This is a genomic window from Hymenobacter glaciei (genome assembly GCF_039539585.1).
Lineage (GTDB): Bacteria > Bacteroidota > Bacteroidia > Cytophagales > Hymenobacteraceae > Hymenobacter > Hymenobacter glaciei.
In genome coordinates this window covers 417,817-443,683 of record NZ_BAABDK010000010.1, presented here as the reverse complement: position 1 = coordinate 443,683, position 25,867 = coordinate 417,817, and the positions used below count along the sequence as shown (strand labels likewise).

Annotated in this window: 22 protein-coding genes; 10 read left to right on the top strand and 12 right to left on the bottom strand. The window is 62.7% G+C overall.

Annotation, left to right across the window (positions count from 1 at the left end):
• Positions 1 to 139: 139 nt before the first annotated feature.
• The 6 genes from ABD837_RS06680 to ABD837_RS06655 form a co-directional block, all read right to left on the bottom strand.
• Positions 140 to 529, bottom strand: a complete 390-nt coding sequence (locus ABD837_RS06680; protein WP_345051988.1) for a hypothetical protein — start codon at positions 527 to 529, stop codon at positions 140 to 142.
• A gap of 40 nt (positions 530 to 569) precedes the next feature.
• Positions 570 to 998, bottom strand: coding sequence for a hypothetical protein (locus tag ABD837_RS06675; RefSeq protein WP_345051900.1), 429 nt, complete (start codon positions 996 to 998; stop codon positions 570 to 572).
• 11 nt (positions 999 to 1,009) lie between these two features.
• Entirely contained in the window at positions 1,010 to 1,318 is a 309-nt protein-coding gene (gene ureB, locus ABD837_RS06670; protein WP_425554304.1) for an urease subunit beta, read from the bottom strand.
• A 74-nt stretch (positions 1,319 to 1,392) separates the two neighbouring features.
• Entirely contained in the window at positions 1,393 to 1,731 is a 339-nt protein-coding gene (gene ureA, locus ABD837_RS06665; protein WP_345051898.1) for an urease subunit gamma, read from the bottom strand.
• A 151-nt stretch (positions 1,732 to 1,882) separates the two neighbouring features.
• Positions 1,883 to 2,191, bottom strand: coding sequence for a hypothetical protein (locus ABD837_RS06660; RefSeq protein WP_345051895.1), 309 nt, complete (start codon positions 2,189 to 2,191; stop codon positions 1,883 to 1,885).
• Positions 2,192 to 2,209: 18 nt separating this feature from the next.
• Positions 2,210 to 2,491, bottom strand: a complete 282-nt coding sequence (locus tag ABD837_RS06655) for a hypothetical protein (RefSeq protein WP_345051892.1) — start codon at positions 2,489 to 2,491, stop codon at positions 2,210 to 2,212.
• Between the two features lie 561 nt (positions 2,492 to 3,052).
• Between ABD837_RS06655 and gltB the strand changes: the two genes are divergently transcribed.
• The 3 genes from gltB (at position 3,053) to ABD837_RS06640 (ending at position 9,704) form a co-directional block, all read left to right on the top strand.
• Positions 3,053 to 7,573, top strand: coding sequence for a glutamate synthase large subunit (gene gltB, locus ABD837_RS06650; protein WP_345051889.1), 4,521 nt, complete (start codon positions 3,053 to 3,055; stop codon positions 7,571 to 7,573).
• A gap of 145 nt (positions 7,574 to 7,718) precedes the next feature.
• On the top strand, positions 7,719 to 8,012 hold the full coding sequence (locus ABD837_RS06645; RefSeq protein ID WP_345051886.1) for a GIY-YIG nuclease family protein: 294 nt from the start codon (positions 7,719 to 7,721) through the stop codon (positions 8,010 to 8,012).
• Positions 8,013 to 8,234: 222 nt separating this feature from the next.
• Positions 8,235 to 9,704, top strand: a complete 1,470-nt coding sequence (locus tag ABD837_RS06640; RefSeq protein ID WP_345051884.1) for a glutamate synthase subunit beta — start codon at positions 8,235 to 8,237, stop codon at positions 9,702 to 9,704.
• 110 nt (positions 9,705 to 9,814) lie between these two features.
• Here ABD837_RS06640 and ABD837_RS06635 read toward each other — a convergent pair whose 3' ends face one another.
• Positions 9,815 to 10,828, bottom strand: coding sequence for a hypothetical protein (locus tag ABD837_RS06635; protein WP_345051881.1), 1,014 nt, complete (start codon positions 10,826 to 10,828; stop codon positions 9,815 to 9,817).
• 382 nt (positions 10,829 to 11,210) lie between these two features.
• Between ABD837_RS06635 and ABD837_RS06630 the strand changes: the two genes are divergently transcribed.
• Positions 11,211 to 12,506: an amidohydrolase family protein gene (locus tag ABD837_RS06630; protein WP_345051879.1), complete on the top strand. Its 1,296-nt coding sequence runs from the start codon at positions 11,211 to 11,213 to the stop codon at positions 12,504 to 12,506.
• A gap of 277 nt (positions 12,507 to 12,783) precedes the next feature.
• Here ABD837_RS06630 and ABD837_RS06625 read toward each other — a convergent pair whose 3' ends face one another.
• A complete protein-coding gene (locus tag ABD837_RS06625) occupies positions 12,784 to 13,590 on the bottom strand; it encodes a peptidoglycan recognition protein family protein (RefSeq protein WP_345051876.1) in 807 nt (268 codons plus the stop codon).
• Positions 13,591 to 13,753: 163 nt separating this feature from the next.
• On the bottom strand, positions 13,754 to 14,893 hold the full coding sequence (locus ABD837_RS06620) for a patatin-like phospholipase family protein (RefSeq protein WP_345051873.1): 1,140 nt from the start codon (positions 14,891 to 14,893) through the stop codon (positions 13,754 to 13,756).
• A gap of 302 nt (positions 14,894 to 15,195) precedes the next feature.
• Between ABD837_RS06620 and ABD837_RS06615 the strand changes: the two genes are divergently transcribed.
• Positions 15,196 to 15,945 (top strand): hypothetical protein, encoded by a 750-nt coding sequence (locus ABD837_RS06615; RefSeq protein WP_345051870.1) that lies wholly within the window; start codon positions 15,196 to 15,198, stop codon positions 15,943 to 15,945.
• Between the two features lie 16 nt (positions 15,946 to 15,961).
• Here the strand turns inward: ABD837_RS06615 and ABD837_RS06610 are convergent, their stop codons facing one another.
• Positions 15,962 to 17,125 (bottom strand): NAD(P)/FAD-dependent oxidoreductase, encoded by a 1,164-nt coding sequence (locus ABD837_RS06610; protein ID WP_345051868.1) that lies wholly within the window; start codon positions 17,123 to 17,125, stop codon positions 15,962 to 15,964.
• Between the two features lie 186 nt (positions 17,126 to 17,311).
• On the opposite strand from ABD837_RS06610, the gene ABD837_RS06605 reads away from it, so the two are divergent.
• The 5 genes from ABD837_RS06605 (at position 17,312) to ABD837_RS06585 (ending at position 22,465) form a co-directional block, all read left to right on the top strand.
• Complete coding sequence (locus tag ABD837_RS06605; RefSeq protein WP_345051865.1) at positions 17,312 to 18,016, top strand: GAF domain-containing protein; 705 nt, start codon at positions 17,312 to 17,314, stop codon at positions 18,014 to 18,016.
• A gap of 196 nt (positions 18,017 to 18,212) precedes the next feature.
• Positions 18,213 to 18,923: a GAF domain-containing protein gene (locus ABD837_RS06600; RefSeq protein WP_345051863.1), complete on the top strand. Its 711-nt coding sequence runs from the start codon at positions 18,213 to 18,215 to the stop codon at positions 18,921 to 18,923.
• A 155-nt stretch (positions 18,924 to 19,078) separates the two neighbouring features.
• The gene (locus tag ABD837_RS06595; protein WP_345051860.1) at positions 19,079 to 20,245 is read left to right on the top strand and encodes a 1-deoxy-D-xylulose-5-phosphate reductoisomerase; all 1,167 of its coding nucleotides are present in this window, start codon (positions 19,079 to 19,081) and stop codon (positions 20,243 to 20,245) included.
• A gap of 171 nt (positions 20,246 to 20,416) precedes the next feature.
• A complete protein-coding gene (gene rseP / locus ABD837_RS06590; RefSeq protein ID WP_345051858.1) occupies positions 20,417 to 21,763 on the top strand; it encodes an RIP metalloprotease RseP in 1,347 nt (448 codons plus the stop codon).
• Between the two features lie 198 nt (positions 21,764 to 21,961).
• Positions 21,962 to 22,465 carry a DUF6702 family protein gene (locus tag ABD837_RS06585; RefSeq protein ID WP_345051855.1) on the top strand — a complete coding sequence of 168 codons (504 nt, stop codon included), beginning with the start codon at positions 21,962 to 21,964 and terminating at the stop codon, positions 22,463 to 22,465.
• 92 nt (positions 22,466 to 22,557) lie between these two features.
• Here the strand turns inward: ABD837_RS06585 and ABD837_RS06580 are convergent, their stop codons facing one another.
• Together ABD837_RS06580 and ABD837_RS06575 are read right to left on the bottom strand one after the other, a co-directional pair.
• On the bottom strand, positions 22,558 to 23,217 hold the full coding sequence (locus ABD837_RS06580) for a DUF2461 domain-containing protein (RefSeq protein ID WP_345051852.1): 660 nt from the start codon (positions 23,215 to 23,217) through the stop codon (positions 22,558 to 22,560).
• Positions 23,218 to 23,375: 158 nt separating this feature from the next.
• Entirely contained in the window at positions 23,376 to 25,847 is a 2,472-nt protein-coding gene (locus ABD837_RS06575) for a beta-propeller fold lactonase family protein (RefSeq protein ID WP_345051851.1), read from the bottom strand.
• Positions 25,848 to 25,867 lie beyond the last annotated feature (20 nt).

Sequence of the window (25,867 nt, the reverse complement as noted above, 5' to 3'; positions counted from 1 at the left end):
GGCTTGCCCCCGCCCGTCGTTGAACGATTCAGTCATAAGCCGTTCAACGACGGGCGGGGGCAAGCCCCGCACCCTACCGCCGGTCTTCGTGCACGGCGGCCAGCGCCCGCGCCGTGGCGGGCGGAGTACATCCTGACAATCAAATTAACCCACGGATGCTGATGTGGCAGTCGATGCCGCCGGCTGTGAGCAGTTGGCCTTCGCCGGCAATGACGCCGAGCATGATGTGCGGGTTGCCGGCCTTGCCGATGCCCACGATGCGCCCGCCCTTGATGCCGATGTCGGCCTTGTAGATGCCGGTGTAGTCAACCACCAGCGCGTTGGTAATCACGAAGTCCAGCGCATCGGGCGGCCCGATGCCGGCGGCCTGGCCCATACCGTCGCGCAGCACCTTGCCGCCGCCGAACTTGCATTCCTCGCCGTACACGCAGTAGTCTTTTTCTACCTGAATCAGCAGGTCGGTATCGTCGAGGCGCACCCGGTCGCCGGTGGTGGGGCCGTACATGTCGGCATACGCGCGGCGGGAGATGGGGAGGGATATGGGTTGGGATTAGCTTTTACTCAGTGAACTAGTCCATTCCTAGGTAAATAAATTCACCAGTTTTCTTATTTATTACACCAAAAGGGCCTTGATGACCATTATATGATATTGAAATTACCTCATCGTCTTTTTTAGTCCAGCTATAATTTTTAGTCAAATCATAAGTAAGTATGTTCAATGAGAATACATCGATAGTAGGTTGTTTTGCGTGGGTACGGGTATTTGAAGAGAGGTATTTTCTCCAAGGATTTGTCTGCCATAATTGTTTGCCGCTACTATCAATAGCTGTTATGTTCGTGTGAGTGCTATCAAGCACGTATTTGGTGCGAGTAACTTTATCAATTAACGTCACTCTTTCAAGCACTTCCGAGGACGACATTTTTGAATTTTGCTTACTGAGCGAACAAGCAGAAACAAAGAGACTCAAAGCAGTTAGAGCCCATTTATAGGTTTTCATAAGGTTCTGTTTTAAACGGAAATTTTCTCCAGCGCCTGCTGCTTCTTGCCAGCATCCTCCAGCTTCCCATCAATCCAGCCATTGCCGCCGTACACGATGCGCTCGCCGCTGAGGGCCACTAAAGTAACGTGCTTGCGTTCGGCGGGCTCGAATCGTACTGCTGTGCCGGCCGGGATGTTGAGGCGGAACCCGTAAGCCGCCGCGCGGTCGAAGTGCAGCGCGGCGTTGGTTTCGAAGAAGGGGTAGTGCGAGCCGACCTGCACGGGCCGGTCGCCCAGGTTCACGACGTCCGCCTCGACGGTGGCGCGGGTTTCGTTGATGAGGATGTCGCCGTCGGCCAGCAGGTATTCGCCGGGCGGCGGGGGGCTGGCGGGCGCCGGGGCCGTGGCACAGCTCAGGCCGGAGCTGTAGAGGGCCAGCGCAGCATCGCCGGTTTCGCGGTAGTGGGGTGGTGCACGGTCACGAGCTTGGTGCCGTCGGGGAAGGTGCCTTCAATCTGGACTTCGTGGAGCAGGTCGGCCACGCCGGGCAGCACGTCGGCCAGGCCCAGCAGCTGCTTGTCCATGGGCACCGCCACCCGCTCGCCGTCGCGGATAAACTCCAGCAGCTGCGTGGCGATGAGGGCCAGGGCTTCGGGGTAGTTCAGGAGCAGGCCGCGGGCGTAGCGTTTCTGGGCCACCACGCCGGCCTGGTGGAGGAAGAGCTTGTCGAGGTCTTTGGGGGTTAGGTGCATCTGCGTTAGGGTATGGGGGTAGGCGGGGATGCCTGGGTTGTAGAGACGCGACCCTTCGCGTCTCGGCGTTCGCGCCTTCTGGATGTCCTTTAGGCGCAGGTCGTTCAACTTGGAGACGCGAAGGGTCGCGTCTCTACATCGTTTTGGCGGTTCACCATCGCACATTCCCATAAATCATCCACCCCCCGTATCCGATACACAGCAGCGACGACAGCGTAACGGCACTGAACTTCACCACCCGGCTAATCCGCATGCGCTTCGTGAATGGCACGCTGCACAGCCCGGCCACGATGAACATGCCCAGGATAGAGCCGATGCCAAACACCAAGAAGTACAGCACGCTCAGCCACGGGTCATGAATTTCGCTCATTACCAGCAGCACCAGCGCCCCGCTGCCGGCTAGGCCGTGCAGCAACCCCACGGCGTAGGCCGCCCGCGAAGGCGTCGCGCCGGGGCGCACTTTCGGGGCGGCGCGGCGCTAGTCGAGCGGCGGCTGATGCCCATCACGACGAGCATAAGGCCCACGGCGGCTTCGAAGTAGCCCGCGAGGTGAGGACGGTGACGCGGCCCAGCAGGATGATACTCCCACGACGACCAGCGTGGTGGTGTGCCCCAGGTCCCAATAGATGCCGTCGCGCAGGGCTTCGGCCAGGGTATTACGGCGCGAAATGAGGTTGCCTACGGCCAGCAGAGGGTCGGGTTCAAATATGCACCCCATTCCGGCTACGGAAGCAATCAAAATGGGCAACAGGCTCTGCATTTGATGGGGTATTTTGGGTTTATAACCACCGAAAACGTTTGTGGTGTTTATATTTTAGGTCATTTCGTATTTTTTTGAAAAATCAGTCTATTTTTCCTGATTAGCTACTGAATTCAGATGCAACCCTTGTAACTTACCGCTCTGCAGCCCCTACACCACTAGGCAAAGCACTCATTCACAACGATTTTAATATTACAGGCGGTGCAATTGACGCACCCAGCATGTGGTGCTGATGCTAGGAACTTATCCAAAGCCTGCACCAAGCACAGGCGAGGCCAGAAGAAGAATTTGGCCCGGGCGAAGTACCCCTGCGACACCGGACAAGGCCCCAAACTGCTGGTTTTAACATTGTACAAACTCTGCGCATAACTTATTCTCCATCAACATTCTACTAGGAAATAACGCCATGTGGAAATAATAGCGCAACCGATACCACTATTTTTTCCTGCCAACGCCGGCCCAGTACTTGTCAATAACTGCATGAAATTGACAGCCTTACAGGACTTCAATTGCTGACATTACCGCCGAACGGTGGCCCTTCTTCTGACCTCTAGAACCGCTATGAACCCCGACGACGCCCAAGGCCTGTACCGCCCCGAATTCGAACACGATGCCTGCGGAACCGGCTTCATCACCTACCTCAACGGCCGCAAAACGCACCAGACTGTAGCCGACGCGCTCACCATGCTCGAAAACATGGAGCACCGCGGGGCCTGCGGCTGCGACACCGAATCCGGCGACGGGGCCGGCCTGCTGCTGCAAATTCCGCACTGGTTTCTGCTTGAAGAGTGCACCGCCCTCAGCATTCGCCTACCCGAGCCGGGCAGCTACGGCGTGGGCACCACCTTTTTGCCGAAGGACGACGCGCTGCGCGCCGCCTGCCACGAAGTGATAAATGGCGCGGCGGCGCGGCTGGGCTTCCCGTTGCTGGGCTACCGGCCGGTGCCGGTGAACCCGGCCGGCATCGGCCCCACGGCGCTGGCCGCCGAGCCGGTGATGGAACAGGTGTTTTTCGGCCGTCCGGCCGGCATTACCAACCCCGAAGACTTCGAGCGCAAGCTCTACGTGCTGCGCCGGTTGATTTTCAAGACCGTGCGCGAGACGGTGCCGGCCGCGATGGACATGTTCTACTTCGCCTCGCTGTCGTGCAAAACCATCGTGTATAAGGGCCAGCTCACCACCTACCAGGTGCGCGGCTACTTCCCCGACCTCAGCGACGAGCGGGTGGTGTCGGCTTTCGGGCTGGTGCATTCGCGGTTTTCGACCAACACGTTTCCGAGCTGGAAGCTGGCCCAGCCCTTCCGCTTTCTGGCGCACAACGGCGAAATCAACACGCTGCGCGGGAATTTGAACTGGTTTTACGCGGGCTTGCGCAACTACGTGTCGCCCTACTTCTCGGCTGAGGAAATGGACATGCTGCTGCCGGTAGTCGATGCCGGGCAGTCGGATTCGGCCTGCCTGGATAACGTGGTGGAAATCCTGCTGCACTCGGGCCGCCCGCTCTCCCACGTGATGATGATGCTGGTGCCCGAAGCCTGGGACGGCAACACCCAGATGGACCCGCTCAAAAAGGCCTTCTACGAGTTCCACGCCACGTTTATGGAGCCCTGGGACGGCCCGGCGGCCCTTATTTTCACCGACGGCCAGCAGATTGGGGCCATGCTCGACCGCAACGGCCTGCGCCCGCTGCGCTACCTCGAAACCACCGACGGCCGCGTGCTCGTCGCCTCCGAGGCCGGCGTACTCGACATCGACCCCGCCACTATCGTGCAGAAAGGCCGCCTCCAGCCCGGCAAGATGCTGCTGGTGGACACCGTGGCCGGCCGCATCATTACGGATGCCGAGCTGAAGGCCCAGGCCGCCGGCCGCCAGCCCTACGGCGAGTGGCTGAACGAGTACCAGATTCGCCTCGAAGAGCTGCCCGAGCCGCGCCAGATGTTCACGGATTTGGCAGCGGATGCCGTGTTCAAGTACCATCAAGTGTTCGGCTACACCCGCGAGGACATTGATGTGCTCATCACGCCCATGGCCGTGGAGGGCAAGGAGCCCATCGGCTCGATGGGCGTGGACGTGCCGCTGGCGGTGCTTTCTGACCAGCCGCAGCACCTGAGCAGCTACTTCAAGCAGTTTTTCGCGCAGGTCACCAACCCGCCCATCGACCCGATTCGGGAGCGGCTGGTGATGAGCCTGGCCACTTTCCTGGGCAACAACGGCAACATCCTCGACGAGGACAAGCACCACTGCCACTGCGTGGCCCTGCGCCAGCCCATCCTCAGCAACCACGAGTTGGAAAAGCTGCGCAGCATCGACACCGGCATGTTCAATGCCAAGACCCTGCAAACCTATTTCAAGGCCGACGGACTGCCCGGCGCGCTGGAGCGCGGCCTGTCGCGCCTCTGCCGCTACGCCGAGGACGCGGTGAACGACGGCTTCGAGGTGCTGATTTTGTCGGACCGCGCCGTGGATTCCGAGCACGCGCCCATTCCGTCGCTGCTGGCCGTGTCGGCGGTGCATCACCACCTCATTAAACTCGGTTTCCGGGGCTCGGTGGGGCTGGTGGTGGAGGCCGGCGACGTGTGGGAAGTGCACCATTTCGCCTGTCTGCTCTCGTTCGGGGCCACGGCCATCAACCCCTACCTGGCGCTGTCCACCATCCGGACCATGCAGGAGGCCGGCCAGCTGCACACCGCCCTGGACTTTCCGAAGCTGACTTACAACTACATCAAGGCGGTGTGCGACGGGCTGCTCAAGATTTTCTCCAAGATGGGAATTTCGACCTTGCAGAGCTACCACGGCGCGCAGGTATTCGAGATTCTGGGGCTGAACCAAGCCGTAGTCGATGCGTATTTCTGCGGCGGCGTGACCCGCATCGGTGGGCTGGGGCTCGACGAAATTGCCCGCGAAACCCTGTATAAGCACGCCCAGGGCTTCCGGAGCAGCACGCCCGAGGAGCAGACCCTGCTGCCCGAAGGCGGCGTGTACGCCTGGCGTCGGCGCGGCGAAGGGCACACCTTCAACCCCGAAACGGTGCACCTGCTGCAGCTGGCCACCCGCACCAACAACTACGCCACCTACCAGCGCTACGCCAAGCTCATCAACGAGCAGCCGGAGCGCCTGTTTACGCTGCGCGGGCTGCTCGATTTCGCCCACCACCGCGAGGCCATTTCGATTGACGAGGTGGAGCCGGCCGAGGGCATCATGAAGCGCTTTGCCACCGGGGCTATGTCGTTTGGCTCGATTTCGCACGAAGCCCACAGCACCCTGGCCATTGCCATGAACCGCATCGGCGGCAAAAGCAACACCGGCGAGGGCGGCGAGGACCCCATGCGCTACGAGCGGATGGCCAATGGCGACTCCATGCGCTCGGCCATCAAGCAGGTGGCCTCGGCCCGCTTCGGCGTCACGGCCCAGTACCTGACCAATGCCGACGAGCTGCAAATCAAGATGGCCCAGGGCGCCAAGCCCGGCGAGGGCGGCCAGCTGCCCGGCCACAAGGTGGACGAGTGGATTGCCAAGGTGCGCCACGCCACGCCTGGCGTGGGCCTGATTTCGCCCCCACCCCACCACGACATCTACTCCATCGAAGACCTCGCGCAGCTGATTTTCGACCTGAAAAACGCCAATCGCGTCGCCCGTATCAACGTGAAACTGGTGAGCAAGGCGGGCGTGGGTACCATTGCGGCCGGCGTGGCCAAGGCCCACGCCGACGTGATTCTGATTGCCGGCTACGACGGCGGCACGGGCGCGTCGCCCATCAGCTCCATCAAGCACGCGGGCCTGCCCTGGGAGCTGGGCCTGGCCGAAGCCCACCAGACCCTGGTGCGCAACCAGCTGCGCAGCCGCGTGGTGCTGCAAACCGACGGCCAGCTCAAAACCGGCCGCGACTTGGCCGTGGCGGCGCTTTTGGGGGCCGAGGAATGGGGCGTGGCCACGGCCGCGCTGGTAGCGGGCGGCTGCATCATGATGCGCAAGTGCCACCTCAACACCTGCCCCGTGGGCGTGGCCACGCAGGACCCCGACCTGCGCAAGCTCTTCACCGGCCAGCCCGAGCACATCGTGAACCTGTTCCGCTTCCTGGCCGAGGAGCTGCGCGAAATCATGGCCGAGCTGGGCTTCCGCACGATAAATGAGATGGTGGGCCGCACCCAGTTTCTGAAGGTGCGCGAGGGCCTCACCCACTGGAAAGCCCGCCACCTGGACCTGTCCGGTCTCCTGCACCCGGCCTCGAACGCCTCGGGCGGCACCCTCTACCACAGCGAGGACCAGGACCACGGCCTGGCCAACATTCTGGACTGGAAGCTGCTCGAATGTGCCCAGCCGGCCCTGCGCGATGCCACGCCCGTCGAGGCTTCTTTCGAGGTGCACAACACCGACCGCACCATTGGTACGCTGCTTTCGAACGAGATTACCAAGCTTTACCACGGCGTGGGCCTGCCGCCCGACACCATCCGGTTCAATTTCCGCGGCTCGGCGGGGCAGAGCTTTGGCGCGTTCAGCGTGCGCGGGCTGTCGTTTTCGCTCGAAGGCGAGGCCAACGACTACGTGGGCAAGGGCCTGAGCGGCGCGCAGCTGGCCATTTTCCCGTCGGCGGAGGCCCGGTTCGTGCCCGAGCAGAACATCATCATCGGCAACGTGGCGCTGTACGGGGCCACCTCGGGCGCGCTGTTTGTGCGCGGGCAGGCCGGCGAGCGGTTCGCCGTCCGCAACTCTGGGGCCACCGCCGTGGTGGAGGGCGTGGGCGACCACGGCTGCGAGTACATGACGGGCGGCCGCGCCCTCATCCTGGGCCAGACGGGCCGCAACTTCGCCGCCGGCATGAGCGGCGGCATCGCCTGGGTGTACGACCCCAACGGCACCCTGCCCCAGAACTGCAACCCCGAAATGGTAGAGCTCGACCCACTCGACACCGCCGACGAAGACGAGATTCAGGCGCTGCTGCGGCAGCACGTGGCCCTCACGGGCAGCCAGGTCGCCAGCTTCCTGCTCGACAACTGGCAGGAGGAAGCCGGGAAGTTCGTGAAAGTGTTCCCAAGCGACTACAAGAAGGTGCTGCAAAAGGCGCGGTACGCGGAGGTGGGGTAAGAACGTCATGCAGAGCGCAGCGAAGCATCTCGCGTGCCACCACTAATTCATTTCTTGCGATTGATTACTTCCACACGCGAGATGCTTCGCTGCGCTCTGCATGACGTTTTGATACTACCCAAATTCATCCAGTATGTACGTGTATATGCTCACCAATCCCAACCGCACCGTGCTCTACATCGGCGTGACCAACGATTTGAATCGGCGTCTCGCCGAGCATAGCGACGCACTGGGAAGTAGCGGCAGATTCACTGGCCGTTACCAAGCCAATCTACTGGTCTATTTTGAAATTCTTCCCGACCCTACGCAGGCTATTGCCCGCGAAAAAGAACTAAAAGGCTGGAGCCGTGCTAAGAAGGAAAAACTGATTGTTGGTTTTAATCCCAACTGGGAAGCCATCGATTTGGAAACCTGGACCGGCCCAGCCAATGAAATTTAACATATCCAGCACGTCATGCAGTAATGCGTCATGTAGTACTTCATACAGCACGTCATGCAGAGCGCAGCGAAGCATCTCGCGTGTGGTAGTAATTCAATCGCAAGAAAAAATTAGTGGTGGCACGCGAGATGCTTCGCTGCGCTCTGCATGACGTGCCGCTGTTTAACGTGCTGCTGCCTGACGCACCGCTGCCTGACGTTCTAAATACCTTAACATCAAATCATGGCTAACCCCACCGGTTTCAAAGAATTTACCCGTGAGCTGCCGCTTAAGGCCGCGCCGCAGGAACGCCTGGCCCACAGCCGCGAGTTTGTGGGCACCTACTCCGAAGGCCAGCTCACCCAGCAGGCGTCGCGCTGCATGGACTGCGGCATTCCGTTCTGCCATTCCGGCTGCCCGCTGGGCAACATCATCCCCGAGTTCAACGACGCCGTGCGCGTGCACGACTGGGAGGCGGCCTACGAGATTCTGGCTTCCACCAACAACTTCCCGGAGTTCACGGGCCGCATCTGCCCCGCGCCGTGCGAGTCGGCCTGCGTGCTGGGCATCAACCGCGCGCCGGTGGCCATCGAGGAAATCGAGAAGCACATCATCGAAATTGCTTTTTCGAAAGGCTACGTGCAGCCCACGGCCCCGCTGCTGAAGTCGGGCAAAACGGTAGCCGTGGTGGGCTCCGGCCCCGCCGGGCTGGCCGCCGCCGCGCAGCTGGCCAAGGCCGGCCACTCGGTCACGGTATTCGAGCGCCAAGACCGGCCCGGCGGGCTGCTGCGCTACGGCATCCCCGATTTCAAGCTGGACAAGTGGGTGATTGACCGCCGCATCAAGCTGATGGAAGACGATGGCATCGTGTTCCGCTGCAACACCGAAATTGGCCGCGACCTCTCGGCCGAGGAGCTGACCAGCGGCTTCGACGCCGTGGTGCTGGCCGGCGGAGCCAGCATCCCGCGCAACCTCGACATTCCGGGCCGCGAGCTGCCCGGCATTCATTTCGCCATGGAATACCTCACCCAGCACAACCGCCGGGTGGGCCGCCTCGACCTGACCGAGGAGCCCATCGTGGCCGATGGGCAGGACGTGGTGGTCATTGGCGGGGGCGACACGGGCTCCGACTGCGTGGGCACGGCCAACCGCCAGGGTGCGGCCTCGGTCACGCAGTTCGAGCTGCTGGCCCAGCCGCCCCGGGAGCGCACCGCCCACATGCCCTGGCCCAACTACCCGATGGTGCTCAAAACCACTTCCTCGCACGAGGAAGGCTGCCAGCGCCACTGGGGCGTGAACACCAAGGAGTTTCTCGCCGACGACCTGGGCCAGCTCCGCGCCCTGCTCGTGAACGAGGTGACCTGGGAAACCGACATCATGGGCCGCCCCCTGCGCTTCGAAGCCGTGCCCGGCACCGACCGCGAAATCCCCTGCCAGCGCGTGCTGCTGGCCATGGGCTTCACGGGCCCCCGCACCACCGGCCTCATTGCCGACCTGGGCCTGGACCTGGACGAGCGCGGCAATGTGCGCGCCACCGAATCGGCGTACCGCACCAGCCGGCCCAACGTATTCGCCGCCGGCGACATGCGCCGCGGCCAGTCGCTGGTCGTCTGGGCCATCTCGGAAGGCCGCGAAGCCGCCCGGCAAGTCGATATGTTTCTAATGGGCAAGACGGCGCTGCCGAGCAAGAATGCGGTGGGGATGTTTGCCTGAAGCTCAGAGCTTAAGACTTACCCAAAAGCCCCAAATAAAAATCAGCCTGCTGCAGTCCACGCGTTAGGTGCGTGGTTAGCAGCAGGCTGATTTTGGCTTGACAAGCGCGACTAAAACACCGCCTTCACAATCTTAAACCGCGGCGAGGTAGCGGTGTACGGATACAGCACGTAGGCATCGGAGCCGCGCTTGGTGATGGTGGTAGGGCTGACGGCGCCCGTGGCAAAAGTGCCCGTGGAGCGCACAGTGGCCCACGCATCGGTGCTGCTGAGGCGGTACACGGTTCTTTGGCTGCCCGAAACGAGCAGCAGCGTTTGCGGGTCGGTGAGGAGCAGGCCATCGGCCCCGGTCAGGCTCAGGCCGGTGGCGGCGGCGACGGTGGTGAAACTGCCGGGATTGGCAATGGGCACTTTGAAGAGCGTGCCGGAATTGGCCTTGGCCACCAGCAGGTAGCCATCGGGGTGGTACACGATGCCGTTCAGCCCGAAGGCCGTGCCGGCGTCGAACTGCGCATTTTCCAGAAACACCGACGCCACCCCTTGCAGGTCGACTTTGTAGATGATGGGCGCGCTGCTGTCCGTTACATAGGCGTTTCCGTCTTTATCCACGGCGATGTCGTTGGCAAAATGGTTGAGGGCCGGGCGCAGGCCACCCAGGTCCACGTAGTTGAGCAGCGCGCCGCTGGTGGAGTTGAAAATGGCCAGCGCGGCCCGCTTGCGTAGGGTAGCCGCCGTGGTACGCGTCGTGTTGGCACCGTTGTCGGACACGGCCACCAGCACGCGGTTTCGGCCGGCATCGAGGTTGACGCCGATGGTGGAAATCAGGCGGGGGTCGTCGGCCAGTTGCGCGAAGGTGCTGTCGTCGCGAACGGTGCTGAGGACGCCCTTGGTGCGCGAGCTCACGATGAAGCGCTTGTTGGCCTCGTCGTATTGAATGCCTTCGGGATGCGTAGCGGCCTGGGGCACAGATATCATCTCGGGGTTGGGGACGGCCATCACGGGTTCGTCGTCGTCTTTCGAGCAGCCGGGCGGCACGCCCAGCAAGCCGGCCGCCAAGGCAGCTAGCAACACGAAGCGGGGCAGCAGCACGGGCCGGTTAGTGGCCGCAAGGAATGAATGGTGCATAAGAAGCAGGTTTATAATTCAAAGACTGAACTATCTGCTGTACGCACAGCCGGAAAGAAGCTGCCCAGAATTCAGATTAAAATCGCGTTAAAATTCTGGTAACTACCACTCAAGCGCCGGGTTCATGGTAGCATCCAGCAGCGCAGGGCGTCTTCTGAACTCTTACACGCATGCCCCACCCTATCGCCCGCTGCACCCACGGCTTCAACCCCGGTACCCGGGCCAGGCGCACGGCCGCGTTCACCAGCCACGCCTTGTTGCTCAGGAAGCGCATGAGGCGGCAGCTTTTGGCCAGTGGCTTGCGGCATTTGGGGTTGAAGTGGTACCGTCGCTTTCTGTGTAGGTTTGCGCGCAGCAAGCAGCTGTTCACCGCAAACTTTCTATGCGTTTATTCTTCGTTTTCTGGTTGGCTTTTGGGCTGTTGTGCAGCAGTGAAAGTTCGGCGCAGCGGGCAGCTTCCCTGGCCATCACAAACGTGAACGTGGTGCCGATGACGACCAACACGGTGCTGACTAAGCAAACCGTGCTCATCGAAAATGGTCAGATTCGGGCCATTGGCAGCACGGGCAAGGTGCGCGTACCAGCGGGAACAGTAGTGGTTGATGGGGCCAATAAGTACCTGCTGCCGGGCCTTATCGACATGCACGCGCACCTGCCGGGCGAGGAAGGCACCCGCCACCCGTTGAATGATTATTTCCGGCTCAACCTAGCCAATGGTGTGACGGGCCTGCGCAGCATGCGTGGCGACTCCACGCATCTGCGCTGGCGCGACAGCCTGCGTCGCACCCAGGCTCTGGCCCCGCACCTGTACCTGGGCTCGCCGGTGCTCACCCGCGACAAAGCGTATTCCAGCCGCAAGGGCGAGCAGCTACTACGCCGCTACAAAGCCAGCGGCTACGATTTTGCCAAGTACCTCGGCGGCATGACCCCGCCGCAATACGACTCGCTGCTACTGGCCGCGCGCGCTTTGGGCTTGCCGGTGGCCGGCCACGCGCCTCGTAGTGGCCTGCGCGGCGCGGTAGCCGCCCGCATGTCGTCCATCGAGCACATCGAAGCATTTATAGAAGCCTACCAGCAGGACTCGGTGCAGTTGAAACAGTTGGCCCGGCAGATGGCGGCCGACCATCTCTTCAACTGCCCCGATTTTTATTGGTACCAGATTACCTGGCTGCAATATTCGCCGGAACGCCTGCAAAGCCTGCCTGGCCTGGCTTACCTGGCCCCCGCCGTGCGCACCGAATGGACGAGCTGGCTGGAAGCCAGAACCAAGCAGCTGTCCCCCGCGAGCGGGCCCAACCCGGTCGCCGGCCAGCTCACCGCTTACTTTCGCGCCTACCGTCGGGCCTTCCGCATCCTGCACGAGGCCGGCGTTCAGTTCCTGGTAAGCCCCGGCGATGGACCGTTTGTGGTGCCCGGCTTCAGCATGGCCGAAGAGTTGGGACTGTTGACGGAACTGGGCCTGAGCCCGTACGAAGCAATGCGCGCGGCTACCACCAACGCGGCTACCTGGCTAGGCGAACAGCGGCAGCGCGGCACCATCGAAACCGGCAAGGCGGCCGACCTGGTTTTACTGGAGGCCAACCCGCTGACCAACGTAGCCAACGTGCGCCGCGTGAGCGGGGTAGTGCTGGATGGCCGCTGGGTGCCGGTAAGCAAACTGCTCCCGCCCCGGCGATAATGCGTTTGTTCCCGGTTCGCGGCGGTAAGTGGCCAGTTCCGCGCCAACAGTCCGCACCAATTGGTCCCGATACCAGATCAAAAAATTGGTAGGAAAATTTGCTGGCGAATGAAAAATCCTACCAAGAGTTGGTAGGATTTTTCATTCGCCAGCAAATTTTCCTACCAAGCGACCCCGCATTCCTGTTGCCTCCGGTGCGCGCTGGAGGGTTGTCGTTTCAGTAATGACAACCGGTGAGCGAGCCCGAATACTAGATTTCCGCTCTGCGGGCGCGGTTTCAAGCGGGCACCGCGGCTCCGCTCCAGCAAAACTCGTTGTCCGGCAGCGCGTACCAGCGGGCGTTTCCAAGCACGCGCTCGCCCGGCACCCTGCCCACAAAGGGCAGCCGGGTGCCGGCGGGCACCAGCCGAGCCGGGGCCCGCCGGAAGGGCTCGCCCTTGCGGATGTTGAGGGGCGCGCGGGCTACCACCACCCCCTGCACCTCAATTCCAGAAGCCGGCGGGGCCTGGGCTTTGCCCGTGTAGTAGTCGTAGGCGGCGGGCACGTCGAGCAGGAGTTGGCGGTAGGAACGGTAGCTGCGGGCCAGGCCGGTTTGGGGGTCGGTTTTGCGGCCGGCATCAAGCAGGTGGTGGCCCACGATGTCGCGGCCGGGGTCGAGTTCAAATTTCCAGCAGGCGTAGGCCAGCACCCACACGAAGCGTCGGTAAGCCTCGTCGGCGTTGATGTGGGGGCCGAAGCAGTATTCGAAACCAATGGCCGCGTCGTTGGCCTTGCAGCCGTAGCGGCGCTTGTCCTCGGTGGTGCTGTAGCGCACGTGCCAGGCCTTCTCGGGTGGGCCGGTCAGGGCCGGCACGCACTCCAGAATCTGGCGGTCATCCACAAACAAGTGGGCCGATGCGCTCATGGCATTGCGCGAGGTTTGGTAGTAGCTCACGTTGGCCGCGGCCGTCGAGCCGCTGTTGCCGGTATCGTGCACCACCAGAAACCGCACCTTCTGGCGCATCAGCAGGCCCGCCCGCCGCTTGCTGGGCGCGGTAAGGTAGCGGGGCGTGATGGCGTATTCAAGTTCGGGAAACAGGCGCATGGCTCCGGGGTCAGGGCAAAGAAGGGGGCATGATTAGGCCAGAAGCCCGTCATGCAGAGCGCAGCGAAGCATCTCGCGTGTCGCCACTAATTCTGAAGAGTTGAATTACTACTCCACGCGAGATGCTTCGCTACGCTCTGCATGACGGACCAAGAAAGCATGCTTAACTCCCTAGAAAACCCTCGAAATGCGCCATATCAACCTCGCGGGCCACGGCCTGGCCCACCTGCTGCAATTGCGCGATGTACTTCACCGAATCCATCTGCTGCACGTCTTCGGGCTCGATGTTCTGCAGGCCCAGGGCGTCGAGGCCTTTGCGGGAGAGGTCGGCATTGTAGCGCAGGTAGGTGAAGAGCTTGCCCGGCAGCGAGCCCAGTCCGATGTCGCCTTTCAGGTCCAGTACTTCGTTGTCGAGCGTGGCCCCGTGCAGGCATTTGCCAAACACGCGGCAGAGCATGTCCTGCTCATTAGAAGCCGCAAACATCAGCGCCGAGGGGATGGAGCTGGCGTTGTAGAGCAGGTTCATCTCGTTGGGAGCCAGCTCGGCGTTGGCATTCGCGGCCGCGCCGGTACCGATGGATACGAGCAGCATCTGGTCGGTGCCGGTGGGCCATTCCAACTGGTAGGGCTTGAGCGTGGCCATGAGGAAAAGCTGAAACGCGGGGTTGTTGTACATGGTCACGCCGCCGTCCACGAATACGTACTCCTTGTCGCCCAGCGCCACCACCTCGGGCGGGAAGTAGGTGGGCGCGGCCGTGCTGGCCCGCACCAGCTGCCAGAGCGGCAGCTCGAGGTTGCTGTCGTGGCGGGTCAGGTCGTTGTACTTGGCCTGGGGGTTATTCGAGAGCGGCCAGGCCGAATCGGTGGTGGCATTGCGCAGAATCAGGAGCAGGTAGGTTCTCAGGGCCTGGCTGCCCAGCTTGGCCTCGGGCTCGCCGGTTTGCTGCCCAATTACTTCCCGCAGCTTCTCGGCCAGCTGCGTGTCCTTGTATTTGGCACGAAACCGTTTCAGCAGGCTGGCTTTGTCGAACATGGCCGGGCCGCTGTCCAGGTAAAACTTCCGCACATCGGCCACGCGCATGCCCAGGCTCAGGCAGGTCGCAATGATGGCCCCGGTGCTGGTGCCGGCCATGTAGTCGAAGTAGTTGGCCAGCACGAAGCCCGGCCCGGCTTTCAGCTGCTCCTGCAAGCTGGTTTCGAGCTTGGCCAGTATTTCCAGGGTGATAGTGCCACGGATGCCGCCACCGTCGAGGGCCAGCAGCTTACGCGGGCCGGTGAGCGCGTTTTTGTCTTGAATGGACATGCGAAAAAGAAGAAAGGAAACGCGGACAGCAAAATCAGCCTGGGCAGCGCGCAACCTGCAAAAAGCAGCCGCAACGGGGGTAGATGCCTAGACGGTAGTTGTCCAATGAGTCGCCAAGTAACAGGTTTAATTCAGCACGCCCAAACCAAAAGGAATAATTTCGCTATACCATAGTATAGCAATTGGTCACAATCCAGTTAAAATGCCGTGCTATGTCCCGGGCACCGCCTCCGAACGTATTGGAGAAACCAATTAGCTCGTCGGTCAGCGCATTCGTTTTTGACTGCGCTACTGCTTCCTCAATGAAAAGAATCACCTTACCCCTCCAAAGCCAGCCAGCCACGGCGTTATTTCCTTCCCAACACGCCAGCGCGGCTGAAATCAGCACCGCCCTGGGCCTGCCAACGCACAAGGCCGTGTTGCTGGTAGTGGGAGCCGCCGGCACCCTCAACCCGCTGCTTCGGCCGCAGCTCGCGCCGCTCTTCGATGAGGTAGCGCGGGTGGCCCGCGAGGCGGAAGCCATCCTGCTCGACGGCGGCACGCAGGCCGGCGTGATGGCGCTGCTGGGCGAAGCAGTGGCTCGCCAGGGCAACCACTCGGCCCTGGTTGGCGTGGTCCCGGCGGCCCTGGTAGCACACCCCGAAAACCCGGCCGCGCATGCCCCCCTGGAGCCGCACCACTCGCATTTTGTGCTGGTCGAGGGCCAGGAATGGGGCAATGAAACGGCCATGCTGTTGGCCCTTACCACCGCACTGGCCGCCGCGCCCGCCGGGCAGCTGCCGGTAGTAGTGCTGCTGGCCGGCGGGGGCAGCATCGCCCGCAACGAAATCGTGCAGGCAGTACGGCACCACTTGCCGGTGCTGGTACTAGCCGGCACCGGCGGGCTGGCCGATGAGCTGGCCGCTGCCTGGCCCACGCGTCAAACTCCGCCTGAAGAGCCAAAAATGGCCGAAATGCTGGCCGGTGGCAAGCTCCGGTTCTTCCCGCTCGATGGCTCAGCCGCTGCCCTGGGCCAGGAGCTGCGGCAATTGCTGGCAGTGCCTCAGCGCTAGGTTCTGCCTGTAGTCGCTAACCAATAGCTTGCTGCACCCACGGCTTAAGGCCCGGCACGCGGGCCAGGCGCACGGCCGCGTTCACCAGCCACGCCTTGTTGCTGAGGAAGCACATGAGGCGGTAGCTTTTGGCCAGCTTCCGGCCTATTTTGTGGGCTACCTCCGCGTCGTACTGCTGCATGCATTCGGCGCTGAAGTCCTGCTGCGCGAAGCAAGCCGCCGCCTGCGCCCCGGCCATAATTCCGCTCTGAATGGCCGTATCGATGCCGTGGCCCTGCAAGGGGTCAATCAGCGAAGCCGCATCGCCGCAAAGCATAAACCGGTGCCCGCTGATGGGCCGTTCGCGCCCACCGCCCAGCGGCAGGCCGAACCCCACAATGGGCCCAAGCTGCCGTGCCCCGGCGAAGCGGCCCGCCAGCTCGGGGTGGGTAGCCAGCACCCGCGTCAGAGTTTCCTTGAGGTCGACTTTATGCTTAGAAACGATTTCCGACAGCATGCCCAGGCCCACGTTGTAGCGCCCGTCGCCCACCGGAAACAGCCACACGTAGCCCGCCAGGTAGTCGCTGCTCAGGAAAAACTCGGTGGTGCCGCTGCTGGCTCCAGCCACGTTTTCGTAGTAGGCCCGCACCCCCGCGCAGTGGTGGGCGCGGTCGAGCGGCGCGGGCAGCAGCTTGCGGCCCACGGCCGAGTTGGCCCCGTCGCAACCAATAACCAGCCGGGCGGTGATTTCGCGGCCGTCGGTGGTGGTCAGGCGCGCGCAGTCGGCTTCAATGTGCAGGGTTTTAAGGCCGGTGTTTTCGAGAATTTCGGTGGTTGAATGCTGCTGCACCAGTTCCAGCAAGGCCGCATCAAACGTTTCGCGGGGGCTGTTGAAACTGGGCAGCTTCCATTGCAGCGTGAGGCTGGTCCCGCTAGGCGCCACCAGGCGAGAGTCGCGCACGTCGTCGCGCGGCTGCAGCTGCCAGAGCTGCTCCACGAAGCGGGGGTCGAGCTGGCGCAGGGCCTTGAAGGCCTGGCCAGGAATGGCATCGCCGCACACCTTATCGCGCGGAAACCGGGCCTTATCCAACAGCGCCACGCGCAGACCACGCTGGCGCAGGGCCAGCGCGCAGGCCGCCCCGGCCGGCCCGGCACCTACAATGGCGACGTCATAATCAAGAGCAGGCGGAACTGGCAACACAACTCAAAGGTAACGGGCGGCGCGGGTGCGAACGAAATGAGCTCGGGGGCCCGCGCCGGCGACACATCTTTATCGCAAGGCCACCGTAACATCATTCGAGATTCTATATATTACGCTACTGCAACGCGTGCTGCCCGCCTTGGCCAGGCTCCTGCCGTGGCGGTCCTACCCTACCCCTTCCCGGCTGTGAATACGCTGCCTCCCACCCTGCTTCCCGCCGACGATGCCGACCGACTGCGCGCCCTCGGCCGCTACCAGCTGCTCGATGCCCGCCGCGAAGCCATTCTCGACGAAGTGGTGGCCGCCACGGCCAAGCTGTTTCGGGTGCGCAACGCCATGCTCAGCATTGTGGAAGGAACTACCGTGCTGCTCAAAGCGCCTTATAACCTGCCGCCCGATTTTGAGCGGCTGCCGCGCCAGCAGAGCATGTGCTCGGCCACCATCATGCAAAACGATACGGCCGTGTTCGAAGACCTGCTGCAGAACAGTGCACCCGGCGTCGATATATCCGTGGTTCTGCAAATGGGCCTGCATTTTTACGCCGGCCACAACCTGCGCACCGCCGACGGCCACAACATTGGTACCCTGTGCCTGTTCGATGGCCCACCCCGCCAGTTCCCGTCCGCCGAGCGCCACCTGCTGGGCCAGCTGGCTGGCCTCACCATGCGCCTTTTGGAGCTGCGCCGCACGCTGGGGCCGCATTCCGGCCTCACGGCCCTGCTGTGGGAAACCATCTATCGGGGCATGGGCGAGCAGCTCGCCCGTCTTGCGGCCCTCACCGAGCGGGCCGGGGCCGCTAGTGGCTGCCTCAGCCCTGCCGTAGCCGAAGAGGCCGGCAGCCTCGTAGCGAGCCTCGACCAGTTGGTAACCGCCACGCTGCGGCGAAAGTGATGCCCGCATCAGGGCCACTCTAGACGCCGGCCTGCCAGGCCGGGAATTTGGGCCAAAGCCTGCGGCTGCCACAGCCTTCCGGCAACCTTGCTGCCCTGCTCACGGTACAAGCAGCAGGCTATTCCCCAGCCCTGCCGGCAGCCACTCTCGGGCCCGGTGCAGGCGGTGTTAGCCGCTTCTTCCTCAGCAAGCTATTGTGGTTAATAATTTTACTTCTCTGATACCGGCCAACGACGCGGCCCGGCTGCAGGCCCTCGCTGGCTACCAGCTGCTGGATGCGCGCAGCGAAAAAGTGCTCGATGACGTGGTAGCCGCCACCGCCCGGTTATTCGGCGTTTCCAACGCCATGCTTTCCATTGTGGAGAAAGACGAGGTGCTGGTGAAAGCGCCCTACAACCTGCCGGTAGCCATCGAGCGCATTCCGCGCGGGCAAAGCCTGTGCTCGGCGACCATTCTACAGGAGGATACGGCCGTGTTCGAAAACCTGAACCACGCCAGTGCGCCTGGCGTCGATATTTCCCTGCTGCAACAGCTGGGCCTGAGCTTTTACGCCGGCCACAACCTGCGCACGCCCGACGGCTACAACCTCGGTTCGCTGTGCGTATACGACGGGCCACCCCGCCAATTTTCGGCCATCGAGCGCTCCGTGCTTGCCACCCTGGCCGGCTTGGTGATGCGCCTGCTGGAGCTGCGCCGCACCCTCGGGGCCCACGCCGACAGCACCGCCGTGTTCTGGGAGCCCGTGTACCGGGCTATTGGCGGGCAGCTGGCTCGCCTGAGCGCTTTGGCGGAGCGCACCGCCGCCGCTGCCAGCCCCCCGGCCCTCACCGAAGCCGTGGCAGCCGAAGTGCAGACCATTGCCACCGCGGTCGACCAGTTTGTGGCCGCCACCCTCAAGCGGATATAGTCAATCGTCTTTCCCACGCAGGCAGAAGAATAACCGTCCGCGGGCTTTCCTCGGATTTCTCCTGTGTCGGGACGACAACCGGCTAAGCGGCCCGGGTGCAAACCAGTGAGCCCGGGGCCGGCGTACTTTTGCGCCGTTTCCGTGTTAGTCGCATTATGCTTGAAGAAAAGAAGGTAAAGACCCTGGCGCTGCTCGGCGCCACGGGCTCCATTGGCACCCAGGCCCTGGAAGTGGTGCGGCAGCAGCCCGGCCGCTTTCGGGTGGCCGTGCTGAGCGCCCAGCGGCAGTGGGAGCTGCTGGCGCAACAGGCCCGCGAGTTTCGGCCCGCCGTGGTGGTTATTGGCGACGACAGCCTGTATCAAAACCTGAAAGCGGCCCTGGCCGACCAGCCCGAAACCCAGGTGTTGGCCGGCACCGCCGCGCTGGCCGAAGTGGTAATGCGGCCCGAAATCGACATCGTACTTACGGCGCTAGTAGGCTACGCCGGGCTGCTGCCCACGGTGGCCGCCATCCGGGCGGGCAAAGACATTGCCCTGGCCAACAAGGAAACCCTGGTAGTGGCCGGCGAGCTCATCACCGGCCTCATCAAGCAGCACAACGTCCGGCTGCTACCCGTCGACTCCGAGCACTCGGCTATTTTCCAGTGCCTGGTAGGCGAGGAGCAGAACCCGATTGAAAAAATCATCCTCACGGCTTCGGGTGGCCCTTTCCGCGGCCGCTCGGCCCAGCAGATGGAAGCCGTAACCAAAGCCCAGGCCCTGAAGCACCCCAACTGGGACATGGGCGCCAAAATCACCATCGACTCGGCCTCGCTGATGAACAAAGGCCTCGAAGTGATTGAGGCCAAGTGGCTGTTCGGCCTCACCAACGAGCAGATTGACGTGGTGGTGCACCCGCAAAGCATCGTGCACTCGCTGGTGCAGTTCGCCGATGGCTCGCTGAAGGCCCAGCTCGGCCTGCCCGACATGAAGCTGCCCATTCAGTACGCGCTGGGTTACCCACAGCGGCTGGCCAATACGTTTCCGCGCTTCTCGTTTCTCGACTACCCCACGCTCACCTTCGAAGCGCCCGACCGGGTGGCATTTCCCAACCTGGAGCTGGCTTTTGGGGCCATGCGGCGGGGCGGCAACGCGCCGTGCGTGCTCAACGCGGCCAATGAAGTGGCCGTGGCTGCCTTTTTGCGGGACCAGGTGGGCTTCCGCCAGATGTCGGATTTGGTGGCCGAATGCCTGGCGCGGGTATCGTACCTTGCAGAGCCGATATTGGCCGACCTGGTGGCGACCGACGCGGAAACTCGCCGATTAGCCGAAACACTTGTGTAGCGTAATTGAAGCGTCATGCTGAGCGTAGTCGAAGCATCTCTACCGCGCAATGCAATCCATTCGTTTGATTTACTGTTGCGGTAGAGATGCTTCGGACTCTGCTTAATGCGCAGAATGCTCAGCATGACGGTCTGCCACCTTATTATTTCCCTTTAACTTCCCTCGTTTCCCTTGGCTATCCTCACCATGATTGGCCAGCTTGTGCTGGCCCTTTCCATCCTAGTTGGCTTGCACGAATTCGGCCATTTCGCCTTCGCCAAGCTTTTTAAAATCCGGGTCGATAAGTTCTATATCTTCTTCGACTTCCTGTTTCCGATGCCCAACGTGGCCAACTTCGCGCTGGTCAAAAAGAAGATTGGCGAGACGGAATACGGCATCGGCTGGTTCCCACTGGGCGGCTACGTGCAAATTCACGGCATGATTGACGAGACGCAGGACGCCTCGGCCCTGGCCGGCCCGCCAAAGCCCGACGAATTCCGGGGCAAGCCCGCCTGGCAGCGCCTGCTGGTCATGCTCGGCGGCATCATCATGAACGTGCTGCTGGGCATCACCATTTTCGCGGCCATGACGGCGTACTACGGCGAAACGTTCCTGCCGGCTTCGTCGGTGAAGTACGGCGTGCTGCCCAACGGGCTGGCCCGCCAGATTGGCTTCCAGACCGGCGACAAGGTGGTGAAAATTAACGGCCGCCCCTTCAAGGATTTCGACGATATCTACCAGCCCGACGTACTGCTTGGCGACAACACCTACTTCACCGTAGAGCGCGGCACCCAGCTGGCCGACGTGAAAATGCCCGCCAACTTCCTCGACCTGTCGAGCACCCAAACCGAGGACAGTGTGCTGCTGCGCCCGCGCGAAACCTTCGCCGTGGACCGCGTGACCCCGGGCGGTAATGCCTCAAAAGCTGGCCTGCTGGCCGGCGATGCGATTACAACGGTAGCGGGCCAGCCCGTGCATTTCTTCGATGAGTTACAGGGCGTGCTGCTCGCCAACAAAGGCAAAACGGTACCGGTACTGGTGCAGCGCACTGGTGCGGCCCAGCCGATGACGTTGAACATCCCGGTGGATGCAGAAGGCCGCATCGGCTTCGAGCGGAAGTCGACGCTGGACATTGGCACGCGCACGTACTCGCTGGCCGAGTCGCTGCCGCGCGGGGCCAAAAAGGCCTTTTCCATTGTGTGGGTGCAGGCCCGGGCTTTCGGTAAAATCTTCACCGGCAAGGCTTCGGCCAAAAACCTGGGCGGCCCGGTCGAGATTGCGCAGCAGTTTGGCGGCGTCTGGGACTGGCAGCACTTCTGGGGCCTGGCCGGCATTCTTAGCATGGTGCTCGCCTTCATGAACCTACTGCCGGTTCCGGCCCTCGACGGCGGCCACGTGGTGTTCCTGCTCTATGAGATGATTCTGCGCCGCAAGCCGTCGGATGCTTTCCTGGAGGGCGCGCAGCGCGTGGGCACGGTGCTGATTCTGGCGCTGATGGCTTATGTCATCGTTATCAAGCAGGTGCTGAAGTTCTTCTAGGCACCGAATTTGTTGAGGCGTAAAAGAACGTCATGCTGAGCATTCTGCGCATTAAGCAGAGTCCGAAGCATCTCTACCGCATTTGTAAGCCAGTTGGGTTACGTTGCGCGGCAGAGATGCTTCGACAAGCTCAGCATGACGTGCTTTAGTGTTTAGCCATTCCCGGTTTTCTATCCTATATCCCTTATTCCCTGCCTTATGCGCCTCCTCGCCCCCCTCGCCGCTGCGCTGCTGTTGTTTCCGCTGGCCGGGGCGCGGCCGGCGCGCCATGCCTACCACTCCACCCTCACGGAGCTGCGCTACAACGCTGCCAAAAAGCAGTTGGAGCTATCGGTGAAGGTGTTTGCGGATGACTTTGAGAAGGCGATTTCGCAAGGCCAGCCCACCCACGTCAACCTGACGGATGCGGGCCCGCGCCCGCTGGTGCTGGCCGATGCCTACTTCCAGCGCACGCTGCAAATCAGTACCGTGGCCGGGGCGCGGCTGCCCATGCAGGTGCTGGGCATGCAGGCCGAGAACGACGGCTACTGGTTCTACTGCAAGGTGCCGCTGCCGGGGCCAATAGCAGGCATAAAGCTCCGCCACGCCGTGCTTATTGACGCCTTTGCTGATGAGATGAACATCGTGAACGTGGAGGCCAATGGCCAAAAGCAGAGCGCGCTTTTCCGTGCCGGCCACGAAGAGGAATTGCTGAAATGGTAGTGTAGGCCGCAGCCTTTGCTGCGTCGGGCGGCAGCGCGAACTGTAGCCGCTTCAACAATCCCTCGCGCGCCCGACGCAGCAAAGGCTGCGTCCTACACCGCATTGCGCAGGAACTGGCAGAAGGGTACCATGGCGGCGAATACCTTCGGCACATGGGCTCGGAAGTCGGCATGGCTCAGCACTTCTGCGTCGCTGAGCGTGTGGCTGGCGGTGAAGCTTTTGTGCTTGAGCAGCTCGATTTCGGGGTGCGTAACGTCGTAGGCGGCGGGCGACTTTTTGAGCTTGTCGCCGCCCATCGTCCCGAAGTAGCGCTGGAAATCCGGCGCGGCGATAATGGCTTTCAGGTCGGCGGCATTGTAGTCGATTTCCTGGCGAATGGCGGCCAGCTGGTTTTTATCGGGCATGTACCAGCCGCCGCCGATGAGGGTGTTGCCGTTGGGCCCCACCTGCACGTAGTAGCCGGGCGTTTCAGTGTCCTTGCCGCTGGCGGTGAAGTAGGCCGAGAAGTGCAGCTTGTACGGGTCTTTGTTGTTGCTGAAGCGCACGTCGCGGTAGATGCGGAAAATGCTTTTGCGGCCCAGCGGCCCGGCCAGCGCAGGGTCGAGCTTCTGCAGCTCCTGGTACCAGAACTCGGCGTCTTCCTCAAACTGCTTGCGCAACTGGTCGTAGGTCGGCTTGCGCTCCTGAAACCAGGCGCGGTCGTTGTGCTTGGTGAGGGCGGTGAGAAAGGTGAAGAGCGGTTTAAGCTGCATGGGATGTGTTGAGAGTATACTAGTTTTTACATTGAATGTCATGCCGAGCGCAGCCGAGGCATCTCGCGTGTGGCAGTAATTCAATCGCTAGAGAAAGGAGTAGTGGTGGCACGCGAGATGCCTCGGCTGCGCTCGGCATGACCCTCCGTTCCATTCGTTCAATCCTCCCCTTCCTCCTCCTCACGCTCGGCCTTGGCCTCGCGCACGGCGGCGCTGCGACGTGGGGCAGGCATACGGCTGTGCTCGCCCCGCACAGCCTGCCAGATGTTCTCGTTGAAGGCCAAATCGGGCGCGGCGTCTTCGCGGCTCATATCAAACCGTTCGGCGCGACGGGCGGGGCCATTGTAGGCAGTGTTGCGCACGTCCTGCGGGGTGGTGGCAGGCCGCAGGGCATAGGGCCGGAAATCGGGCTTGGCGGTGAAGCAGGCCCAGAGCGGCAGCGCGGCGGCGTCGTACTGGCTCATGGGCGGCAGGCCGAGGATGAGCTCCAGGGTGCGCAGCATGCCCGAGGTGGTGTAGGCTGTGTGCACCACCGCGTGGCGACGGATGTAGGGCCCAACGAGGTAGGCCGTGGAGCGGTGCGCGTCGATGTGGTCGGGGCCGTTTTGGGCGTCGTCTTCCACTATCATCACCACCGATTCTTTCCAGACGGGGCTTTGGGAAAGGTGCTCAATCATGCGGCCCAGGGCCAGGTCGTTGTCGGCGGCGTAGCTCAGGGGGTTGAGCTCGCCTTTGCGGGCCCCGTAGGTATGGTCGTTGGGCAGGCGGAGGATGCTAAGGTCGGGAAGCTGGTTGGCGGCCACGAGGCGGTCGAAATCCTGCTCCCAGATGCGCTCCCGGTCCACGTCTTTCACGTGCAGGTCGAATCCGGCGTAGGGCTCGCAAAAGTGGCCCTCAATGGCCGGCAGACTGGCTTTGCCCTTGTACACGAACTCGCCGTAGCTGCGGTAGCTGCGGCCGGCACGGCGGCAATAGTCCCACAGGAAACCGTCTTTGGGTTCGGCCACTTCGCCCCGGTTGCCCTCAAAGTCGTACTCGCCGCCCCGGCCGCTGTAGTTGCTAGGCCAGCTTTTCTCCACAAAATCGTTGGCGTAGGCGGCCGTGCTCCAGTTGTGGCCATCGGCGCTCACCTCGGCATCGACGTAGAAATTATCGAGCAGCACAAACTCCCGGGTGAGGGCGTGGTGGTTGGGCGTCACCTTTTCGGGGAACAGGCAGAGGCTGGCGTCGCCATTGCCAGCCGGCACATCGCCCAATACCTGGTCGTAGGTGCGGTTTTCTTTGATGATGTAGAAGACGTGCTTGATGGGCGACTTCTCGCCCACGCGCTGGGGCACGGGGTTGCCGGCCGCTACTTCGGGCGCGGCCTCCCGGGTTTTGCTGAAGGGCGTGTTGGCGTACACCTGCGCCGAATAGGCCGCCAGGGCTTTTTCGTCGGGCAGCGGCAGGCGCGAGAGCGAGCCCGGCAGCAACCCGCCGATGTAGCCTTTGCCGACTTCGCCCACGTCGCGCCCCGGGTTGGGGCCGTTGGGGTTGGCTTTGGAAGTTGTGCCTTTGCCATTGGCGACCAGCAGCTGGCTGCCCACCACGCGCACCGCCGTGGGGTACCAGCCGGTGGGCACGAAGCCCAGCGGCCGGCTGGTGGCCGGGTCGCGCACGTCGAACACGGCCAGGCAGTTGTTGTCGGCGTTGGCAATGAAGAGCTGGCTGTCGTCGGCGCTCAGGGCGAGGCCGTCGGGGGTGCTACCGGCGGGCGAGGCCGGATACAGGGCCGTATTTAGGGTTTCGGTGACGAGGCCGGCGCGGGTATCAATCACGGAAACCGAGTTGCTGTTGGCGTTGGCCACGAACAGCCGGCGGCCGTCGCGGGTGATGGCGAGGTCGTTGGGGTGGCTCTCGACAGCAATACTGGCCAGCAACTGCTGCTTCTCGATGTCATACACCGCTACCGCGTGGCCACCCCAGAGGCTGATGTAGAGCCGGGCGCCGTCGGGGCTGAGCAGGGCATCGTAGGCCTCGGCCGGCAGCTTGAGGGTGCGCAGGATGCGGCGCGTTTTCAGGTCGAAGGTGTAAAGTGAATTGTCTTCGCGCGTGACGGCGTAGAGCACTTGGCGGCGGCCATCGACGGCGAGGCCAGCCACGCCAATTTTCTGTTTTGGCCATTTCTGGCCCAGCACAAACGCGCTGTCGGGCTGCAGCTGCTGGCCTTCAACTTTGAAGGAGTGGATGCGGTTGTGCTGCCCGCCCGAGGCATAGAGCGTGTGGCCATCGGGCGCCCAGGCAAGGCCGGCCCAGGCGGCCGGTACCACGCGGGTGTCGAGCAAGCGGCCGGTGGCGGCGTCGAGCAGCTGCACCGAGTTTTCGCCCCAGCCGCCGTTGGTGACGGCCGCCAGGCGGCCGTCGGGGCTGATTTCCAGGCTCAGGGGCAGGTCGCCGAGCGGGGTGGCGGTGCCGGCGGGGCTCAGTTTCCAGCCGTTGGGCAGTTGGGTTTGGGTGGTGCCGGCAATGGGGCCGGGCAGCACGCCCGGCGCTTCGGCCACCGGCTGGGAACCGGGGTTGCCCGAGCAGCTGAGCAGCGCCAGCAGCGGCAGGAATAGCGCGAGGCGGGAAGTTGTTGTTGAGAAAAGCATGGGAAACGAGGCGGTGCAGG

Bases quoted from the DNA above. Each gene is read 5' to 3' on its own strand.
- ABD837_RS06675 (WP_345051900.1), bottom strand. From the start codon at position 998: ATGAAAACCTATAAATGGGCTCTAACTGCTTTGAGTCTCTTTGTTTCT.
- ureA (WP_345051898.1), bottom strand. From the start codon at position 1,731: ATGCACCTAACCCCCAAAGACCTCGACAAGCTCTTCCTCCACCAGGCC.
- ABD837_RS06655 (WP_345051892.1), bottom strand. From the start codon at position 2,491: ATGCAGAGCCTGTTGCCCATTTTGATTGCTTCCGTAGCCGGAATGGGG.
- gltB (WP_345051889.1), top strand. From the start codon at position 3,053: ATGAACCCCGACGACGCCCAAGGCCTGTACCGCCCCGAATTCGAACAC.
- ABD837_RS06645 (WP_345051886.1), top strand. From the start codon at position 7,719: ATGCTCACCAATCCCAACCGCACCGTGCTCTACATCGGCGTGACCAAC.
- ABD837_RS06640 (WP_345051884.1), top strand. From the start codon at position 8,235: ATGGCTAACCCCACCGGTTTCAAAGAATTTACCCGTGAGCTGCCGCTT.
- ABD837_RS06635 (WP_345051881.1), bottom strand. From the start codon at position 10,828: ATGCACCATTCATTCCTTGCGGCCACTAACCGGCCCGTGCTGCTGCCC.
- ABD837_RS06630 (WP_345051879.1), top strand. From the start codon at position 11,211: ATGCGTTTATTCTTCGTTTTCTGGTTGGCTTTTGGGCTGTTGTGCAGC.
- ABD837_RS06625 (WP_345051876.1), bottom strand. From the start codon at position 13,590: ATGCGCCTGTTTCCCGAACTTGAATACGCCATCACGCCCCGCTACCTT.
- ABD837_RS06620 (WP_345051873.1), bottom strand. From the start codon at position 14,893: ATGTCCATTCAAGACAAAAACGCGCTCACCGGCCCGCGTAAGCTGCTG.
- ABD837_RS06615 (WP_345051870.1), top strand. From the start codon at position 15,196: ATGAAAAGAATCACCTTACCCCTCCAAAGCCAGCCAGCCACGGCGTTA.
- ABD837_RS06595 (WP_345051860.1), top strand. From the start codon at position 19,079: ATGCTTGAAGAAAAGAAGGTAAAGACCCTGGCGCTGCTCGGCGCCACG.
- ABD837_RS06585 (WP_345051855.1), top strand. From the start codon at position 21,962: ATGCGCCTCCTCGCCCCCCTCGCCGCTGCGCTGCTGTTGTTTCCGCTG.
- ABD837_RS06580 (WP_345051852.1), bottom strand. From the start codon at position 23,217: ATGCAGCTTAAACCGCTCTTCACCTTTCTCACCGCCCTCACCAAGCAC.
- ABD837_RS06575 (WP_345051851.1), bottom strand. From the start codon at position 25,847: ATGCTTTTCTCAACAACAACTTCCCGCCTCGCGCTATTCCTGCCGCTG.